Origin of the sequence: Corynebacterium nasorum (genome assembly GCF_032821635.1) — a bacterium.
Taxonomy (GTDB): Bacteria; Actinomycetota; Actinomycetes; order Mycobacteriales; family Mycobacteriaceae; genus Corynebacterium; species Corynebacterium kefirresidentii.
Map to the genome: position 1 here is coordinate 198,583 of NZ_JAVBIE010000001.1, position 18,825 is coordinate 217,407.

Below are 18,825 nucleotides of genomic sequence, written 5' to 3' on the forward strand. Positions count from 1 at the left end.
AGGAGACTATGACTTTCAAGACCACGCTATCGACCGCGGTGGGAGTAATCGCCGCCATCGCCATTCCTATCACCGGTGGGGTAGGGGTGGCCTATGCAGTCAATACCGTGCCGGCCGATACCATCGCCCAATCACTTCCCACTGGTGATTTGGCCGGCCACCTGAAAAACTTTGGTGCGGAAGCTACACGTGAAGACGCGCTGCGCATATTGGATGAGCTGAATTAGTCTAGAGGCCATGCTGATTGATGCCCTAAGCCTGAAATTTAAGCCCGATGACTACAGGGCAAAGCTGCCGGTTTTCGATTACTTGGCCGACCTAGGAAGCTTTAAGCTGCGGAGGCCGGTAACCGTCTTCGTGGGGGAAAACGGCATTGGTAAATCTAGTTTGCTCGCCGGCGTGGCCAGTGATTTGGGCTGCTCTCCCGAAGGCGGACGGATGGACGATCCCGATGAAATCGTTCCCCGCAGCCCCATTCGCTGCGTCACGGATAAAGTCATCCAACGCGCCTATTTCCTACGCGCTGAAAAACACGAGCATCTGATTGCACGCGGAGATTCATCGGACGAACGGGCAGGACGTTCCACCTTGTCCCAGAATGTAGATTTATCTCGCCGCTCGCACGGACAATCCGTCTTCGACATGCTCTATGAGCACATAAATGGCCAAGGCGTATATGTCCTTGATGAGCCAGAATCGGGACTTTCCGTTATCCGGCAGCTGGCCCTAGTGGGGGAAATAGCCCAAGCGGTTGACCGCGGCGCGCAGATAATCATCGCCACGCACTCGCCAATTCTTTTGGCCTGCCCGGGGGCAGACATTGTGGAACTAAACGATACTGGCTTTGAACGCATCGCCTTCGATGAGGCGGAAGCCGTGGCGGCTACCCGTGAGCTTTTAGCGGATCCTGAAGGAACCATCCGCTTTATTGTTAACCCCGAGTAACCAAGCACTGGCTTTTAAGAAACCTCCACTATGGTGACAGAAGGCCCATCCTCGCCAGCGCGGCGCCGCAGGAAGTGGGTGACTACCACACCAATCATGCCGACCACCCACACGGCTAGCACCGCCGCGGAGGCTGCAGTGAAATCCGGCATGGAGTAATTAGGGGCAGCAGAGGAATGGTCCAGCACCATGCCGAAGAGCTGAGCGCCCAGCATGCCGGAGGTAAACCCGCCCATATTGCCCAGGCCCGTAGCAGTGGCCACCACGGATCGATCCATGCGCTCGCGCACGATATCGAAGCCATAGTTAGCCGTCGGCGTGCAGAGCGCGGTAACGAAGGACACCACTAAAATGGCAACGAGACCGCTGCCTGTGCCAAAGGCAAAGAAGACGAGCCAGGTCAGTACATGGACCGCTACGAAACCCAGGCTGAGCCACGGGCGGACATGCTGTGCTCGGGAAGAAATCTTGCCGTGCAATGGGCCGACGAGGACCAAAAATACCGCCAACAAGGTAAGCACCAGGCTGGACTTCGCCTTGGATAGCTCCATTCCTTGGGTCATCATTGGCATTCCCCAGAGCATGACAAAGACGATGAGCGGGAGCATACCGATGTAGTGAATGAAGTAGGCCTGCCATGCCACTGGGGAGCGGAATACCTTTTTCAGGCGCGCCGGGATGCTGGTGGCCTGAGAGTTGGGCGGTTCTTTTTCCGTAGGGATAATGCCCAGCTTTTCCGGTGAATCTGCCACCGCCACAATCGCGGCGATGGCCACGAGAATGCCCACCGCACCAAGGGTAACGAAGGCGGCGGTCCAGCCGGCTGCGCCCAGTAACCACAAGAAAGGCACTGCGGAGATGAACTGGCCCATCTGCCCGAGCGACGAGGTCACCTGGGTAAACATAGGCGTGCGGTGCAGCGGGAACCAATAGGGAAGGATGCGCATCACGGAGAGAAACGCCGTGGCATCGCCCGCGCCAATAAGTATGCGGGCAGCGATGGCTACGCCGTAGCTGGTGGTAAAACCCAGCACAACCTGACCGATGCCCATAATGACGGCGCCGACTACCAGGAGCAGGCGTGGGCCAAATTTATCGATCAATATGCCGGTAGGAATTTGGGCTAGGGCATACACGCCCAGCTGCACGGAGGTAAAAACAGCGATACGGCCGGCATCAACATCGAAGCGCTCAATAGCGTCCAGGCCGGCAACGCCAAAAGAGGTACGGCCAGTAATCGCTACGAGGTAGACCGCCATGGCGGCCACCCAAATGCCTAAAGCTTGAGTGGTAATGACTTCTCTGGGATTCGGCTGCGACATGGCTGATACCTTACGCCTTAACTACTAAGATTCTTTTGTGTGAAGTATATTTCGACCCGCGATACCGCCCGTCAGCCCGCATCTTTTACGGATATTCTCCTTGGCGGGCTTGCCCCCGATGGAGGTTTGTACCTGCCAGAGAGCTACCCGCAGTTGGATTTCGCCACTTTAAATTCATGGCGCACGCTCCTTGCGGATGAAGGCTATGCGGCACTCGCGGCCGAGGTGCTCAAGCTTTTCATTGACGATATTCCAGCGCAAGATATCGAGGATATCGCTGCCCGAGCCTATACCAGCCCCAAGTTTGCAGACCCGGAGATCGTCCCCGTTACCGAACTGGGAGAGGGCCTTTTTATCGGGCACCTTTCTGAAGGACCTACTGCGGCATTTAAAGACATGGCCATGCAGCTTTTGGGGGAGCTTTTTGAATATGAGCTCGCCCGCCGCGGTGAGACGCTGAATATTTTGGGCGCTACCTCTGGTGATACGGGTTCTTCAGCAGAGTATGCGATGCGAGGTCGCCAGGGCATTCGCGTTTTTATGCTCACCCCGGCCGGCCGCATGACGGCCTTCCAGCAGGCACAGATGTTTGGTTTGGATGACCCGAATATCTTCAACATTGCCCTTGATGGCGTCTTTGATGATTGCCAGGATGTGGTCAAGGCGGTCTCGGGAGATGCCGACTTTAAGTCCACCTACCGTATCGGTGCGGTCAATTCCATTAACTGGGCGCGGCTTATGGCCCAGGTGGTCTACTACATCTCCTGCTGGCTGAAGGTCACCGACAATGCCGAGCAGAAGGTTTCCTTCAGCGTTCCTACCGGCAACTTTGGCGATATCTGCGCCGGCCACATCGCCCGCCAGATGGGGCTTCCCATCGATCGTCTCATCGTGGCTACCAATGAAAATGACGTGCTAGATGAGTTTTTCCGCACAGGAAACTACCGTCCGCGCCCTGCCGCAGAAACCATGGCTACGTCTTCGCCGTCGATGGATATCTCGCGTGCCTCTAATTTTGAGCGGTTTGTGTTCGACTTGCTCGGCCGCGATGCAGCCCAAGCAGCGGAGCTTTTTGGCACGAAGGTCAAAGAGGGCGGTTTCAGCCTCAACCAAGAGAAGATCGCCGCCGCCGGTCAAGAGTACGGATTCCTATCTAGCTCCTCCAGCCACGCCGATCGCCTCGCCACCATCAAAGACGTGCACGAGCGTTTCAACTACCTGGTGGATCCGCACACGGCCGATGGCATTAAGGCCGCCCGCGGGGCGCAGCGCGAAGGCGTGGAGACGCCCATCGTATGCTTGGAGACTGCACTGCCGGTGAAGTTTGCAGAGACCATCATAGAGGCCATTGGCTCTGCCCCCGAGCCGCCTGAGCGTTTTGCTGGCATTCTCGATACTGAGCGGCATGTTAAGGACTTGCCCAATGATGCTGCGGTGGTCAAGGATTACATCACCACGTCGATTCAGAAAACGGAGGTTTAGCTCATGGCCCTAGAAAATTTTGCCGGCCCAGAACACTACACCGAGTTTGACCCAGAAAAGTTCATCCGCGATCTCAAGGCCCAGGCGGAGATGGCTACGGATGAGGATGCTAAGGACGACGCCGGGGATGCGGGCGCGGATAGCAACTAGCGGTGGCGCAGTCTGCACGGCCGTGCTCCTCGCGGCCTGCAGCCCGATTCGGGGTGGGGAAGAACCAAGCTTTTCTGCCCTGTCTTATAAAAACCTCATTCCTAATGAGGTCTATTCCCCGGCCGTGGCGCCGATCGCGCCGGGCACGGCTCTTGAGCTCTCCGGCGATGACCCGCAGCCGGGTGCTTATTTCCAGTACCACTCTTGTACGGCGGCATGGTCATTTACGCTTGCCGACGCCCGCACCATCGCCGTTACCGCCGGCCATTGCGGCAAACCTCACGATAAGGTCTGGGCTGGCTCTGCCGACGGTGAGTTCAAATATCCCGCCGAGCCCATTGGTGAGGTCATTTATTCTGATAACTACGCCGAAAAGAGTTATGACCTCGACGTAGCTTTTATCGAAATCACCGGCAGTGCTGATTACTATGTCCCCGGGGAAGTAGACAATACCGTCGCCACCTCGCTGGCTCATCTGCCGCAGAAGGTGTGCAAGCTGGGCGTGGTTACTAATGAGACGTGTGGATCGCTATCCCATGATGCGGAAATTGCGCAGCTTACCTGGCAGGACCGCCAGTGGGATTCGCTTGCTGCACGGGCACACGTGTGCAGTACCAATGGCGATTCGGGCGGGCCGGTCTATGGCGAGGTAGAAGGCAAACAGACCATCGTGGGCGTGGTCTCCGGAACGACGCAATCCCTCGAAGAAGGGCGTTCCTGCGAGAACACACAGACGGATATGGAGCTGACTTTCACCTTGGCTACCGATATTCAACGGCTTGCCAAGAAGGTTCTAGGCCCGATGGCCTAGATCGGCAGCACTGGTCTACCCTAGGTGGCATGCCGACTCCAGATTTCATTGTTCAGCTGCGCGAAAAGATTGGTCAGGATCAGATCTTCGTGCCGGCCTGTAGCGCCATTATCCTCCGCGATGTACCCGCAGATGCCGCATTGTGGGAGGTTCCTTCCGTGCTCCTAGTCAAGCGCTCCGATAATGGTGTGTGGACACCGGTGGAAGGAATCTGTGAGCCGGGCGAGGAAATTACCACCACTGCGCTGCGAGAGGTCAAAGAAGAAGTCGGACTCGAGGCCAAGGTGGAAGCGCTTTTGGGCGTAGGGCAAACCGGCCCAGTGACCTATCCCAATGGCGATGAGTGCACCTTCATGGGAACGGCGCTGCGTGTATCGGTAGCAGAGGGCGCAGAGCCGGTCATTAGTGATGAAGAAAATACCGAGGCGGATTGGTTCTCGGTGGCGAAGCTTCCCGATAGCGTTTCGCGCCGCCACCGCCTCATGATTGCTGACGCAGTAGCCCAGATGAAACATCCCCGCGGCTTTGTTCCACGTATGGGCTGGATGAAGCGCAGCGAGCAACCAGGGCTTTAGGTCGGCTTTGTTGCGGCGTCGGCAAGCAGCTTGCACAGATGCTGCGGATTGCGGGCGGCGATAAGCTCTTGTGCAATGCAGTCGCGCGCAGTAGCGATGTCTTCTTTATCGCCGCAGGCAATCACCGCAGTATTAATGGTGATGAGGACCTTGCCCTGTCGCGCCAACTCATAGAAAAGCGGGCAATCATCTGCACTCCAGCGCCATGCTGTGGCGTAGAAGTCCCGTGCGCCTTGGCCCAGCCACGACGTCTCCAAGAGCAGGTGCTCGCCGTAGAGATAGATGCCGTTTCGCTGCACGCCGGCGAGTACCTGTCTTACTGCAGTCAGGTCCGCGCATTCCCAAGCGATGAAGGTGATGGGGGAGGAACTATACATCACCGGCGACCGTTGCGGCGCTTCGAATCTTCAAAGCTGGAGTCTCGCATAGTGGCTGCTCCTCTTTGCTCTTTTTATTGGCCTGTAGTGATAAGTGGCTCTTCAGGGCCTGTTTGCTTTTTGCCTTCCCATACCCAGCTCAGGAAGCGGGTGGAGCACAGCATCCAGTGCGCGGTGAGGAGAACCGGGATGGTGAGCGCAATGGCGTCGATAAGCTCGGAGCCATTGACCAATGCCAGCTGGTGGCCGCCCATGCTGACGGTTCCCGGCGGGAAGGTGCACGACCACCAGGCAGGGGAATAGGGGACCCACCGAGCTACATTGGGATAGAAGGTAAACATCGCGTAGATGGATAGCGGAATGGCGATGATGAGGGCAGTCAGGCCGTAATAAATGGATACCGGGCCGGGGAAAAGAATCTGCATAGCCGTGGTGGACTGGCCTACCACGCCTAGTGGTACCCAGGCAGTGGCTGATTTCGCGCCGGTAAAATCCACCTTCCCGTGCCATGCGGCCCAGTACACGCGAGCAAAGGTCGGCACCGCCGTTACCAGGGACATGAAGAAAAATATCGTGCCCATTACGTGGTAGAACTGGCCGTAATCGTGAGCCAGCCAACCAGAAACCGAGGCCGAAATCATGGGGCCAACCAGTGGCAGGCCCCAGGTGAACTTCGGCTCGCCATCAAAGCGTGTGAGCTGGATAGCCCACGTGATAACCGTAATTGGGCCACCGATCCAAAAGCCTATGAGGCGGAAAGTAGGAATGTCCGTGAGCCCGGAAAGCGCGGCGCCGAGCGCCAAGATTCCGATGAAAAACATCGACCATTCCGCCATTGTGGTGCGCTCGAAGCTGGGATGGCGGTAGCGCAAGAAACCCGCGGTGAGGACGACAAAGATGACGCACGCAATGGCGGCAAAAATGCCGGCCAGGATCATCATGCCTTCTTCCACGAGTAGGCGCGAAACGATGGAGGTGCCCATGAGGCTGCCTCCCCACGCGGGGCCGGGGGCTGGGAGTTGGCGGAATCTATCAGTCACACCCACATGTTAATTTCTTTCGGTCGGGTTATCAGAATTTTGCTCTCGTTTGGGCTGGTGAGAACTCTCGCTAAGTATGGATTTAGGGGCGGGGGTCAAGCCTAGATCATCTTGTGGCATCGATCGCATCTCGCGGGGTCGGCTTAGAAAAAGCAAGTCCCGAGACCCACTGAAGGTCTCGGGACTGAGCTTTGTAGGCGCGTGCCCTTTCGTCCCCTATAGGACGCTGGCTAGCGCAGCTTTAGCAATCGAAATACATCTCAAATTCCTGCGGGGTCGGGCGCAGGCGAACGGGGTTAATCTCGTTCTCGTACTTGTAGTTGATGTAGGTCTCGATGAGGTCCTCGGTGAAAACATCGCCTTCGGTGAGGAAGTCCATGTCCTCCTGCAGGGCCTTGAGGGAAGCCTCGAGGGAGGTCGGGGCCTGCGGGATGGATTCAGCTTCTGCAGGCGGCAGCTCGTAGAGGTCCTTATCTACCGGAGCGTGTGGCTCGATGCGGTTCTTTACGCCGTCGATGCCGGCCATCATCATGGCGGCAAAGCCCAAGTACGGGTTGCCGGATGGGTCCGGAGCGCGGAATTCGATGCGCTTAGCCTTCGGGTTGGAACCGGTAATCGGGATACGGATTGCAGCGGAGCGATTGCGCTGGGAGTAGACCAGGTTAATCGGAGCCTCGAAGCCTGGGACCAGACGGTGATAGGAGTTCAGCGTTGGGTTGGTGAACGCAAGCACAGCACCAGCGTGGTGGAGGATGCCGCCAATATAGTAGCGGGCGATATCGGAAAGACCTGCGTAGCCGGCTTCATCGTGGAACAGCGGCTTGCCGTCCTTCCACAGGGACATGTGGGCGTGCATGCCCGAACCATTATCGCCGGCCAACGGCTTGGGCATGAAGGTGGCGGTCTTGCCCCACTGCGCTGCGGTCTGCTTGACCACGTACTTGAAGGTCTGAATGTCATCGCCCGCGTGCAACATGGAATTGAAGCGGTAGTTGATTTCGTTCTGGCCGGCGCCCACCTCGTGGTGGAAGCGCTCGATGTGGAAGCCTACCTTTTGCAGGTTTTCCACCATGGCGTCGCGCACTTCACCGTGCTTGTCATACGGAGCGGTGGGGAAGTAGCCGCCCTTCAGGCGGGTCTTGTAGCCGGTGTTCGGGGTGCCGTCGAAGTTGGTTTCGCTATCGCGGTTCCACCAACCTTCATCGGAATCAACCTCGTAAAAGCCGTGCTGGACGTCGGTGCCAAAGCGTACGGAGTCAAAGAGGTAGAACTCGGCCTCAGCGCCAAAGTTGCAGGTATCGGCGATGCCGGTGGACTGCAGGTACTCTTCCGCCTTGCGCGCGATGTTGCGCGGGTCGCGGGAGAACGGTTCAAAGGTAAATGGGTCGTGGACGAAGAACTTGATATTCAGGGTCTTGGCCGTGCGGAACGGATCAATATGCGCGGTGGCTGGATCCGGCAGCAGGGTCATATCGGACTCATCGATGGTGGTGAATCCGCGGATAGAGGAGCCGTCGAAAGCGAGGCCGCTTTCGGCATCTTCTACGGTGAACTCTTCTGCTGGGATGGAAAAGTGGTGCTCGGTGCCTGGGACGTCCGTAAAACGGATATCGACGAATTTTACGTCCTCGTCCTGAATAAATTGGACGATGTCCTGCACTGTCTCGAAAGACACGTTTGTCTCCTCGTTGTTGACCGGTGAATTGTCTCTCTATAGCCTACTAGGTTCTCGCCTTAGGCATCGCGATTCCCCTCGTTTCACATCTCACTTTCCGCCCGCTAGATTGGTGAGCATGGCAGATAAGCGTACGTGGCTCGACGGCCCAAATATTCCGGGCGAATACGATGATATGGAAGGCCCCGGTCGCTGGCCGGGAGAAAAGCTGGGTCTTCCGGAGTCCGGACCGGGGTCACTAGCTTCCGTTGGCCGCCGCGCCGGCGCTGTGGCGATTGACTGGATCGTGTGCATGCTCATCGCCAACCTGATCCACATGTTCACCACGGAATTCGGCGGTGTGGCTTTCTTGGGCTACGCGCTGTGGGTAGTCATGGGAATCGCATGTGGTTGGCTCTTTGCTCGCACACCCGGCATGTTGCTTTTAGGCATGGGTGTTGCCCGGCTTGACGTTCCCGGTGCCCGCGTGGGCCTATGGCGCGCGGCGCTGCGCACGGTGCTCACCGGTGTGCTGTTCCCAGCGGCCATGGTTGATGCGGATGGACGCGGAATGCATGACCGCGCCACCGGTACCATCGTTATTCGCTCCTAAGTCGCCCGGATTTTCCGGGCAAGAGAAAATCCCTGCCACACCTCATATGGTGCGGCAGGGATTCGCTTTAGGCGCCCTACTTATTTTTTTTGCGCTGCTGGGCGCGGCGCATGCGGCGATTCATGCCGGCCATGTTCTGCGCCTGGTGGGGCATTGGACCCTTGGGCATGCCCGGGGTGGTACCCGGCATGGAGTCCATGGCCTCGATGCGGCGGATGTTTTCGTAGGTTTCGTTCTTATTAAAGTTGCGCGGCAGCTTCATAACCTTATTGCGCAGCTTGGAAACGGGAACCTCGTCCTCGCCGTTGCCTACGAAGATCTCGTAGATGGGAACGCCGCCGGCGATCTTGTCTACGCGCTTCTTAAGCTGGTTGAGGGTAGGGCGCACGCGGTTCTTATTGCCTTCGCACACGAAGATGACGCCCGCATTGCCGATGACGCGGTGGATAAGATCCTGCTGGCGGGTGGCGGCCACGCCGGTTTTGACGGACCAGACGATGCCCACGGTATTGCGCAGCTGCTGCTCGAGTGCCCAGCCCGCAGCACCCGGCTGGTCTTCCACGCGCTTGTACATATCGCGCTCAAGGCGGCGGGTAAATAGGAACATTGCGAGCAGCGCGCCGATGCCCAAGCCCAGGATGAGCATGAACCACTGGCCGTTGAAAAGCGAGCCGATCAGGAAGAAGAGCAAGCCCATGCCCAGGAAGGCGCCCAGCATGATGGGGATAAGCGCCTTATCCTGCTTGCGCTGCATATTAAATGCTTGCCACATTTGGGACCAGGTTTGCTTACGCTGCTGGCGCTTGGCCGCGCGTTCTTGCTTCTTTGCAGCCTTTAGTGCTGCCTTGTCATCTTTCGCCATGGCTCCTACTTTAAAGGTCAATGGGCATGAATGTTAAAACGGCCCACGCGGAAAGCGCAGGCCGTTATGAAAACGTGTGGTTTAGCGGACGGTGGCCGCCGCCGAATTCGCATTAGCCGGAGCCTTGGCCATGCGGGTGGTCACGGGAGTCTCCTCCGATGGGCCGTATTTCTCCAGCAGGGTGGAGGCTTCTTGGGCGGTGGCACCCTGAGAGGTCTCCGCCAGGTGCTTGAGGTTATCCGGCAGCTCGAAGCCGCGCTTTTCCATAGCCTGCACGTAGAGGCGGCCGGCGCGATAAGAAGAGCGCACCAGCGGGCCGGACATGACGCCGCCGAAGCCGAGTTCCTTAGCCAGCTTGGAGTGGGCCACGAATTCCTCTGGGCGCACCCAGCGCTCAATCGGGTGGAAGCGCGGGCCGGGGCGCAGGTACTGGGTGATGGTGATGATATCGCAGCCAGCAGAGCGCAGGTCACGTAAAGCTTCCTCGACCTCTTCCTCGGTCTCGCCCATGCCCAAAATCAGGTTGGACTTGGTAATGAGGCCATAATCATGTGCCTGGCGGATGACGTCCAAGGAGCGCTCGTAGCGGAAGGCCGGGCGGATGCGCTTAAAGATGCGCGGCACGGTCTCCAGGTTGTGCGCGAAGACCTCCGGCTTGGCCTCGAAGACCTCCTCCAGCAGGTCTGGCCTGCCAGAGAAATCCGGGGTGAGGTTTTCCACGCCGGTGTGGGGGTTAAGCTCGTGAATCTTGCGCACGACCTCGGCGTAGAGCCATGCACCCTCATCGGGGAGATCATCGCGGGTAACACCGGTAATGGTGGTGTAGTTAAGGTCCATTTCCCGGATATTTTCGGCTACGCGGCGCGGTTCATCGCGGTCTAGTTCTTCCGGCTTGCCGGTGGCAATATCGCAGAAGTCGCAGCGGCGGGTGCACTTATCGCCACCGATGAGGAAGGTAGCCTCGCGGGATTCCCAGCACTCGTGGATATTCGGGCAACCTGCCTCCTGGCACACGGTGTGCAGGGAGGCCCCAGCCACGCGGGACTTCATGTCCTCATAGCCCGGGCCAGTGCGAACCTGGTTGCGGATCCAGCGTGGCTTTTGTTCGATGGGTGACTCCGCATTCTTCTTTTCAATGCGGAGCATCTTGCGTCCTTCAGGCTTAACAGTCACAAAAACTCACTTTATCGGTTGATGGTGGTGATGGCTAATAGCTCTTCTAGGTATAAGTCGCCGCGGTCACATCCTATTCCGCGCCAGCCCCAAACTAGGGTTCTTGCCGCGCTTGCCGACGCCTCTGTCTAGCCCTTTCATTCGCTAACTTCGTGGGATCAGGGGCTGAGCCAAAGGTGTGGTCGGCGACAATGAGGCGGCCCGAGAGGGCGTCATCAAGCGCCTGCAAAAGCGGTTGGGTGGCATCCTCGAGGCTGACCTGGCGTCCGAGCTCCAGCGATAGGGTGGTGACATCGGCGTCATCGATGCCACATGCCACGATGTGGTCGTAGTATTCCAGCGTATTGCAGCAGTTAAGCGCCAAACCGTGCATGGTCACCCCGCGAGTAATGCGGATTCCAAGAGCGGCAATCTTGCGGTCACGCTTCGGAGCGGAGGGATCCTTGGCTTCGGTAGTGGAAGGAACCCACACGCCCGAGCGGCCATCGATGCGCCCGGCGGTGGTTACCCCCATCTGGCGGACCGTCTGGATGGTGGCCTCCTCGAGGCGGCGGACGTAGTCGACGACGTCGACGGGCTCGGCCAATTTGATAATGGGGTAGATGACCAGCTGGCCTTCGCCATGCCAGGTGATGCGCCCGCCACGGTCAACGGTGATAACGGGCAGGCCGTTATCTGGCATATCTTCCGGTTGGGTGCGCTTGCCGGCGGTATAGATATTGGGGTGTTCGACTACGAGCACCACATCGTCTTGTTCCCCCTTGGCACGCGCGGCTGCTACCTCGGCCTGGTAGTCCCAGGCCTCCTGGTAGTCCATCCGGCCCAAGAAACGGACCTCTAGTGGTTTATCGGAGGCGCGGATAGAGCGCTCGGCGGGGAAGAAAGGATCGCGTGGTGCAGTCATAGACTCAAAGTTTCCTCTGGTGCGGTGGGCAAAGCAAAGCGGGAGGGTGCGCGTGGCACACCCTCCCGCGTGGGGTCGAATTAATCTAGGCCGTTGGCGGATGCATAAGCGGCAGCATCCATGAGCTCGCCGGCCTCATCAACCTCAACCTCGAAAAGCCAGCCCTTGCCGAACGGGTCGTTGTTGATGACAGCGTAGTCATCGTGCACATCCTCGTTAACGGCCTTTACGGTGCCGGTGACAGGGGAGTAGAGGTCAGAGACGGACTTCGTGGATTCGACCTCGCCACAAGACTCGCCGGCGGTAACGGTATCGCCTACCTCCGGCAGTTCGGCGAAGACGACCTCACCGAGGCGGTCAGCAGCCACGGAAGTAATGCCGATGCGCACGGTAGCGCCAGCAACGGCATCGGCGGCAGCGTTGACCCACTCGTGGTCTTCGGAGTAGGAAAAATCTTGAGGAAGGTTAGCCATGGTGATGTGGTCCTTTCGGGCTGGTTGAAAAGATGCTTACTTGTCGCGCTTATAGAACGGCAACGCGGTTACTTCAAAAGGATAGCGCTTACCGCGAATCTCCACCTCTACAGCGGAGCCGGGCTCGAGGTTCGCGCCGGTATTCAGCAGCGCGATGGCCACTGGGTGTCCCAGAGTGGGGGACGGCTGGCCGGAGGTGACCGTGCCTACCTTCTCATCGCCCACGAAAACCTCGGCACCGGCGCGGGCTGCGCGGCGCTGCTCGGAGGTGAGACCGGTGATCGCTACCTGCGGGCCTTCGGCGGCGCGTTGGCGGACGACCTTGGAGCCGACGAAATCGGCCTCCTTTTTGGCAAAGGCACGGGCCATGCCCGCCTCTACCGGGGTGATGTCGCGGGAGAGCTCGTTGCCGTAAAGAGGCATGCCGGCCTCGAGGCGTAGGGAATCGCGGGCGGCGAGGCCGCACGGCTTGAGGTCGTATTCTGCACCGGCCTTGAGCAGCTCTTCCCACAGCTGCGCGGCATCGGAGTTGTACACAATGAGCTCGAAGCCATCCTCACCGGTGTAGCCGGTGCGCGCGATGATGGCAAAGGTGCGCGCCACCTTACCCATGGTGGCGGCGTAATAGCCGAGGTTGTAGACCTCGTCCTGCTTATTGTCTTCCACCAACGGGACGAGGATTTCTGCGGCCTTAGGGCCCTGGACGGCGATCATGGCCACGTCACGGGACTCGTTCTTCAAGGTGACATCGAAGCTCTCGGCGCGCTTGTTGAGCTCGTCCCACACGGTATCGGCGTTGCCGGCATTCGGGACGACCAGGAATTTATCTTCCTCAAAGCGGTAGGTAATGAGGTCATCGATGATGCCGCCGTCCTCGGCGGTGATCATGGAGTACTTGGCCTTGCCCACCTTGAGGGGCTCAAAGTTGGAGATGAAGGCATAGGACAAGAACTTGCCGGCGTCGGCGCCGTTGACCCAGATTTCGCCCATATGAGACAGGTCAAATAGACCGGCGCTGTTGCGTACGGCGCGGTGCTCGTCTAGCTCGTTCTGGTACTTCAGCGGCATGTTCCATGGGCCGAAGGCCGTAAAGGTGGCGCCGAGCTTCTCGTGCTCGGCATTGAGTGGGGAGGTAAGTAGTTCGGTCATGTTTACTCCTCAGAATCGTCGATATCGAATGCTTCCGGCGGCGGGCAGCTGCAGACCAAGTTGCGATCACCATAGGCCTCGTCGATGCGGCGCACCGGCGGGAAGTACTTGTAGCTGTGGCGCAGGGATTTCACTGGCCAAGCGGCCTTTTCTCGGCTGAAGACAAAGTCCCACGTATCGGCGCTAACGGACTCCGCGGTAAACGGAGCATGGTGGATGACGGAGCCTTCGTAGGACACCTGGCCGTCGATGATTTCTTGGATCTCGGCGCGGATGGTGCGCATTGCCTCGATGAAACGATCCAGCTCGCCCAAGTCCTCGGACTCGGTGGGCTCCACCATGAGGGTGCCGGCCACCGGGAAAGCCAGGGTCGGGGCGTGGAAGCCAAAGTCTACGAGGCGCTTGGCGACGTCCGCGGCGGTGACCCCAGAGGCGTCGGTAAGCGCGCGCAGATCCAGGATGCATTCATGGGCCACCAAGCCAGCATTGCCGGTGTAGAGCACAGGGAAGGAATCTTCCAGGGACTTGGCCAGGTAATTTGCGCCCAAAATTGCGTGGGCGGAGGCTTGAGCAAGTCCCTGCGCGCCGCTCATAGCTAGGTATGCCCAGGAAATCGGCAGCACACCGGCCGAGCCGTACTTGGTACTGGTAATAGGCACGCCTTGCCCAACCGGGGTAGCAGTGGTTGCATCCAGCTGCGGATCCGCGGCATTGGTGGGCAGGAACGGGATAAGGTGCTCGGCCACTGCTACTGGACCCACGCCTGGGCCGCCACCGCCATGCGGAATGGTAAAGGTCTTGTGCAGGTTGAGGTGGGACACATCGCCGCCGAACTGCCCTGGGCGGGCCCAACCGGTCAGTGCGTTCATATTCGCACCGTCAATGTAGACCTGGCCGCCCACCGCGTGGACTTTATCGCAAACATCGCGAACCTCTGGGTCAAAGACCCCGTGGGTGGACGGGTAGGTCACCATGATGCCGGCGATGTGGTTGCCATGCTTGGCAATCTTTTCATCCAAATCCGCCAGATCAATAGAGCCGTCGTCCGCGGTCTTTACCACCACAACGCGCAGGTTAGCCAGCGTAGCCGAGGCCGCATTCGTGCCGTGTGCGGAAGCCGGGATGAGTACTACATCGCGCTCGTTATCGCCATTGGCTACGTGGTAGCGGCGGATGGCCAAAAGGCCGGCCAGCTCGCCCTGGGATCCGGCGTTGGGCTGGATGGAGACCTTGGCATAGCCGGTAATCTCGGCCAACCAACCTTCAATCTCCTCGACCAGTGCGCGCCAGCCAGTGGTTGTCTCTTCCGGGGCGTAGGGGTGGATGCCAGCAAATTCCGGCCAGGAAATCGGCTCCATGGCGGCGGTGGGGTTGAGCTTCATGGTGCAAGACCCCAGCGGGATCATGGTGCGGTCAAGTGCTAAGTCCTTATCAGCCAGCTTGCGCAGGTAGCGCAACATCTGGGTTTCGGAGTGGATGCGGTTGAATACCTCGTGCTGGAGCGGCTCCTGGCTGCGCTGCAGGCTCTTAGGCAGGTCGAAGTCAGCCTCAGTCGCCTCAGCGCCGAAGGCTTGGGCGAGCTTGGCGACGTCCTCCTTAGTCGCCGACTCACCGAAGGACACCGATACCTTGTCCTCACCGATCGCGCGCACGAGGTATCCCTCCTTCTGGAGGTTTTCCTTGATGCTGGTGGCATCCACGCCGGCGACGGTGACTGTATCGAAGAAGTCTTCAGATACCAGCTGCTTTCCGGCATCCTTGACGGATTGGGCGAAGCTGGAGGCAAGCCCATGCACGCGCTGTGCGATAGCCTTGAGGCCTTGCGGACCGTGGTAGACGGCGTACATGGAGGCGACATTAGCTAGCAACGCCTGCGCAGTACAGATATTAGAGGTGGCGCGCTCGCGGCGAATGTGCTGCTCGCGAGTCTGCAGTGCCAAGCGGTAGGCCGGGCGACCATCCGCGTCCTTAGAAACACCGACGATGCGGCCAGGCATCTGCCGCTTGAGTTTTTCTGTAACCGCCATATAAGCAGCGTGCGGGCCACCGAAGAAGAGCGGCACGCCGAAGCGCTGGGAGGAACCGAGTACAATATCGGCGCCCAGTGAGCCAGGGCCTTCCAAGAGAAGCAGGGAAAGCGGGTCGGTGACCACAGCGGCTAGCGCGCCGCGGGTATGCAGCTCTTCGATGAGGGAAGAGGGATCAAAAATGTCGCCCTCGGTGCCGGTGTAGGCAATGACGGCGCCAATGAGGTCCTCGCCTACGAGGCCTTCGCGCAGGTCGACGATTTCCACCTCGAGGTCAATCGCGCGGGCACGCTCCGCGGCGACGGTAAGCACCTGCGGGTGCAGGCGGGAATCGAGCACTACACGGCGGCCCTTCTTTACCGCACGGGACATAAGGCCCACGGCCTCAGCCGCAGCAGAAGCCTCATCCAAGAGAGAGGCATTCGCAATCGGTAGTCCAGTGAGGGATTCAATCATGGTCTGGAAATTCAGCAGCGCTTCCAGACGCCCCTGGGAAATCTCCGGCTGGTACGGCGTATAAGCGGTATACCAACCAGCATCTTCTAGCAGACCGCGGCGGATGACCGCTGGGGTGAGGGTATCTGAAAAGCCCTGACCATAGAAAGGCTTTAGCACAGTGTTCTGGTTGGCGTACTCCCGCAACGTAGCCTGTGCTTCATCCTCCGAGAGTGCCTCAGGAAGCTGAGGCAATTCTGCGGCGCGGATCTTGGAGGGAATGGCGGCATCGACCAGCGCGTCCACGCTGTCGTAGCCTACCTTCGCAAGCATGGTGGCCTGCTCCGTAGAATCCGGCCCTAGGTGGCGGGAGATGAATTCCATGTCAGTGAGACTCCTTAGTGAGGGACAATGGCTATAACCGCCCTAATTATATGTTTAATAATGGGTGAGCCGATCCCCCTTGAGAAACTTTTATGCACCGCATCACTGTCTAAGGTGGCTCCTAAGGCGCTCACCACGGGCTTAGGGGGAACGACCGCGAAAAGCCTCGAATAAAACGGGATGGATGGTTCAGCTAAAGGCGGAACTATCACCCCCACTTGGCACCCCAGACATGGCAAAAGCCTTCCAGCCCCGCAGTAGGGCTGGAAGGCTTTAAGCGGCGATAGAACCTTTAGACTTCGAGGTCTGCCTGGAAGTCCGCGGTCTGCAGGCGATCCTTGATGGTGGTGATGAAGCGGCCTGCGTCCGCACCGTCAACCACCTGGTGATCGTAGGTGAATGGCAGGTAGCACATCTGGCGGATGGCAATGGCATCCTGGCCGTTTTCGTTGACAACCACCGGACGCTTCTCAATGGCTGCGGTACCCAGAATGCCGGCCTGTGGCGGAACCAAGATCGGGGTATCGAGCATGGCGCCCTCGGAACCGATGTTGGTCACGGTGAAGGTAGCACCGGTCAGATCGTTCGGCTTCAGCTTGTTATTGCGGGCCTTATCAGCCAGCTCCGCAATCTGCTGCGCGATCTGCGGCAGGGTCATGTCCTGTGCCTTGTGGATGACCGGGGTGAGCAGACCCTTCGGCGTATCAACAGCGATAGCGATGTTGACGTCCGCGTGGTAGGTCATCTCCTTGGTTTCTGGGTTATAAGACGCATTGACGTTCGGGTGGGAGACTAGGGCCTCAGCGGTAGCCTTCACGATGAATGGCAGGAAGGACAGGTTGGCACCGTGCTTGTCGATGAATGCCTGCTTGTTCTTCTTGCGCATATCCCAGATGGCAGTCATGTCGACTTCCTGCACGTGGGTAAGCTGTGCGGAAATCTGCAGCGCCTCTACCATCTTGGAAGCGGTGATTTCGCGAATGCGGTTAACCTTCTGGGTGGTGCCGATAAGCTCCTGCTTGGCCGGATCCACAGACTTGGTGGACCAACGAGCGCGTGGGGAGTTGTCGGATTGCGCACCAGACTTGGCAGGTGCGTCTCCCTCGCCAGCGGCAGCAAGCACGTCCTGCTTGCGGATACGGCCACCGACGCCGGTGCCCTCAACGTTGTTGAGGTCTACGCCGTGCTTGTCAGCCAGCTTGCGTACCAGTGGGGTGACATAAGGAACGTTGTCGCCGTTGTTGACCTTCGCGGAGGTATTGAGAGAAGAATCCTGCTGGGTTTCCTTTTTGTCCTCTGCCTTTGGCTCCGGCTTCTTGTCTTCCTCTGCCTTTGGCTCTTCCTTCTTTTCTTCGGCCTTTGGTTCTGGCTTGGAGTCGGAGGAGGATGCGGAGGCGTTTTCGTCGCCGATGCGGGCGATGACTGCGCCTACCTCGATGGTGTCATCTTCGTCGGCGAGGATTTCTACCAGGGTGCCTGCTACTGGGGATGGAATTTCGGTGTCGACCTTGTCGGTGGAGACCTCGAGCAGTGGCTCGTCTACTTCGACGGTGTCGCCGACGGACTTGAGCCACTGGGTGATGGTGCCTTCGGTGACGGACTCGCCAAGTTCTGGCATTTCCACGTCGGATGCGTCGCCGGAGCCGCCGTTAGAAGAGTCAGCCTTTGGCTCTTCCTTCTTTTCCTCCTTTTCCTCTTCCTTCTTTTCTTCGGCCTGTGGTTCTGGCTTGGAGTCGGAGGAGGATGCGGTGGCGTTTTCGTCGCCGATGCGGGCGATGACTGCGCCTACCTCGATGGTGTCATCTTCGTCGGCGAGGATTTCTACCAGGGTGCCTGCTACTGGGGATGGAATTTCGGTGTCGACCTTGTCGGTGGAGACCTCGAGCAGTGGCTCGTCTACTTCGACGGTGTCGCCGACGGACTTGAGCCACTGGGTGATGGTGCCTTCGGTGACGGACTCGCCAAGTTCTGGCATTTCCACGTCGGATGCGTCGCCGGAGCCGCCGTTAGAAGAGTCAGCCTTTGGCTCTACCTGAGCTTCTTCTGCTTCTTCCTCGTCCTTGTCAGCGGAGGAGTCGTTGGATGCGGAGCCTGCCTCATCCTCGTCACCGATGATGGCAATGACCTCGCCAACCTCGATGGTGTCATCCTCGTCAGCCTTAATTTCAATAATGGTGCCGGCTACGGGGGAGGGGATTTCGGTATCGACCTTGTCGGTGGAGACCTCGAGCAAAGGCTCGTCTACTTCGACGGTGTCGCCGACGGACTTGAGCCACTGCGTGATGGTGCCTTCGGTTACGGATTCGCCCAGCTCGGGCATCTCAACGGAGTTCGCCATGAGTTATAAGACTCCTCGAAAGTTGGAAGTGTTCTATCGCTACCCGACAATCTTACAGCGTGATGCTCACCCTCGTGCAGATGTGGGGTTAGTAACTACCCTCCTTCCGGG

18 protein-coding genes are annotated in these 18,825 nt (G+C 58.8%); 7 read left to right on the plus strand and 11 right to left on the minus strand.

Features of this window, described 5'->3' with window-relative positions:
* The first annotated feature begins 8 nt into the window (after positions 1–8).
* On the plus strand, positions 9–227 hold the full coding sequence (locus RAE07_RS00930; RefSeq protein WP_248099859.1) for a hypothetical protein: 219 nt from the start codon (positions 9–11) through the stop codon (positions 225–227).
* A gap of 10 nt (positions 228–237) precedes the next feature.
* Positions 238–945 (plus strand): AAA family ATPase, encoded by a 708-nt coding sequence (locus tag RAE07_RS00935; protein WP_049361304.1) that lies wholly within the window; start codon positions 238–240, stop codon positions 943–945.
* Positions 946–959: 14 nt separating this feature from the next.
* Here the strand turns inward: RAE07_RS00935 and RAE07_RS00940 are convergent, their stop codons facing one another.
* A complete protein-coding gene (locus tag RAE07_RS00940; protein ID WP_317001127.1) occupies positions 960–2,267 on the minus strand; it encodes an MFS transporter in 1,308 nt (435 codons plus the stop codon).
* Between the two features lie 39 nt (positions 2,268–2,306).
* On the opposite strand from RAE07_RS00940, the gene thrC reads away from it, so the two are divergent.
* From thrC to RAE07_RS00960, 4 genes are read left to right on the plus strand one after another with little or no spacing between them, the layout of a single operon-like run.
* Positions 2,307–3,749, plus strand: coding sequence for a threonine synthase (gene thrC / locus RAE07_RS00945; protein ID WP_317001128.1), 1,443 nt, complete (start codon positions 2,307–2,309; stop codon positions 3,747–3,749).
* 3 nt (positions 3,750–3,752) lie between these two features.
* A complete protein-coding gene (locus RAE07_RS00950) occupies positions 3,753–3,899 on the plus strand; it encodes a hypothetical protein (RefSeq protein WP_200288841.1) in 147 nt (48 codons plus the stop codon).
* 22 nt (positions 3,900–3,921) lie between these two features.
* The gene (locus RAE07_RS00955; protein ID WP_239227063.1) at positions 3,922–4,710 is read left to right on the plus strand and encodes a trypsin-like serine protease; all 789 of its coding nucleotides are present in this window, start codon (positions 3,922–3,924) and stop codon (positions 4,708–4,710) included.
* A gap of 29 nt (positions 4,711–4,739) precedes the next feature.
* Positions 4,740–5,285: an NUDIX hydrolase gene (locus RAE07_RS00960; RefSeq protein WP_200288843.1), complete on the plus strand. Its 546-nt coding sequence runs from the start codon at positions 4,740–4,742 to the stop codon at positions 5,283–5,285.
* On the opposite strand, the gene RAE07_RS00965 is transcribed toward RAE07_RS00960, so the two are convergent.
* From RAE07_RS00965 to glnA, 3 genes are all read right to left on the minus strand, one after another.
* Positions 5,282–5,662 carry a hypothetical protein gene (locus tag RAE07_RS00965; RefSeq protein WP_023021152.1) on the minus strand — a complete coding sequence of 127 codons (381 nt, stop codon included), beginning with the start codon at positions 5,660–5,662 and terminating at the stop codon, positions 5,282–5,284. The genes RAE07_RS00960 and RAE07_RS00965 overlap by 4 nt on opposite strands.
* A gap of 74 nt (positions 5,663–5,736) precedes the next feature.
* Positions 5,737–6,702 (minus strand): TDT family transporter, encoded by a 966-nt coding sequence (locus RAE07_RS00970; RefSeq protein WP_200288844.1) that lies wholly within the window; start codon positions 6,700–6,702, stop codon positions 5,737–5,739.
* 241 nt (positions 6,703–6,943) lie between these two features.
* Positions 6,944–8,377 carry a type I glutamate--ammonia ligase gene (gene glnA, locus RAE07_RS00975; protein WP_023021154.1) on the minus strand — a complete coding sequence of 478 codons (1,434 nt, stop codon included), beginning with the start codon at positions 8,375–8,377 and terminating at the stop codon, positions 6,944–6,946.
* A 118-nt stretch (positions 8,378–8,495) separates the two neighbouring features.
* Between glnA and RAE07_RS00980 the strand changes: the two genes are divergently transcribed.
* Entirely contained in the window at positions 8,496–8,969 is a 474-nt protein-coding gene (locus RAE07_RS00980; RefSeq protein ID WP_200288845.1) for an RDD family protein, read from the plus strand.
* 76 nt (positions 8,970–9,045) lie between these two features.
* Here the strand turns inward: RAE07_RS00980 and RAE07_RS00985 are convergent, their stop codons facing one another.
* From RAE07_RS00985 to sucB, 7 genes are all read right to left on the minus strand, one after another.
* Positions 9,046–9,831, minus strand: a complete 786-nt coding sequence (locus tag RAE07_RS00985; protein ID WP_023021156.1) for a DUF4191 domain-containing protein — start codon at positions 9,829–9,831, stop codon at positions 9,046–9,048.
* Positions 9,832–9,912: 81 nt separating this feature from the next.
* A complete protein-coding gene (gene lipA / locus RAE07_RS00990) occupies positions 9,913–10,977 on the minus strand; it encodes a lipoyl synthase (protein ID WP_317001207.1) in 1,065 nt (354 codons plus the stop codon).
* A 121-nt stretch (positions 10,978–11,098) separates the two neighbouring features.
* Positions 11,099–11,908, minus strand: coding sequence for a lipoyl(octanoyl) transferase LipB (lipB, locus tag RAE07_RS00995; protein ID WP_023021158.1), 810 nt, complete (start codon positions 11,906–11,908; stop codon positions 11,099–11,101).
* Between the two features lie 80 nt (positions 11,909–11,988).
* On the minus strand, positions 11,989–12,381 hold the full coding sequence (gcvH, locus tag RAE07_RS01000) for a glycine cleavage system protein GcvH (protein ID WP_317001129.1): 393 nt from the start codon (positions 12,379–12,381) through the stop codon (positions 11,989–11,991).
* A 36-nt stretch (positions 12,382–12,417) separates the two neighbouring features.
* On the minus strand, positions 12,418–13,530 hold the full coding sequence (gcvT, locus tag RAE07_RS01005) for a glycine cleavage system aminomethyltransferase GcvT (RefSeq protein WP_317001130.1): 1,113 nt from the start codon (positions 13,528–13,530) through the stop codon (positions 12,418–12,420).
* Positions 13,531–13,532: 2 nt separating this feature from the next.
* Complete coding sequence (gene gcvP, locus RAE07_RS01010; protein WP_023021161.1) at positions 13,533–16,376, minus strand: aminomethyl-transferring glycine dehydrogenase; 2,844 nt, start codon at positions 16,374–16,376, stop codon at positions 13,533–13,535.
* Positions 16,377–16,668: 292 nt separating this feature from the next.
* A complete protein-coding gene (sucB, locus tag RAE07_RS01015; RefSeq protein WP_317001132.1) occupies positions 16,669–18,714 on the minus strand; it encodes a 2-oxoglutarate dehydrogenase, E2 component, dihydrolipoamide succinyltransferase in 2,046 nt (681 codons plus the stop codon).
* Positions 18,715–18,825 lie beyond the last annotated feature (111 nt).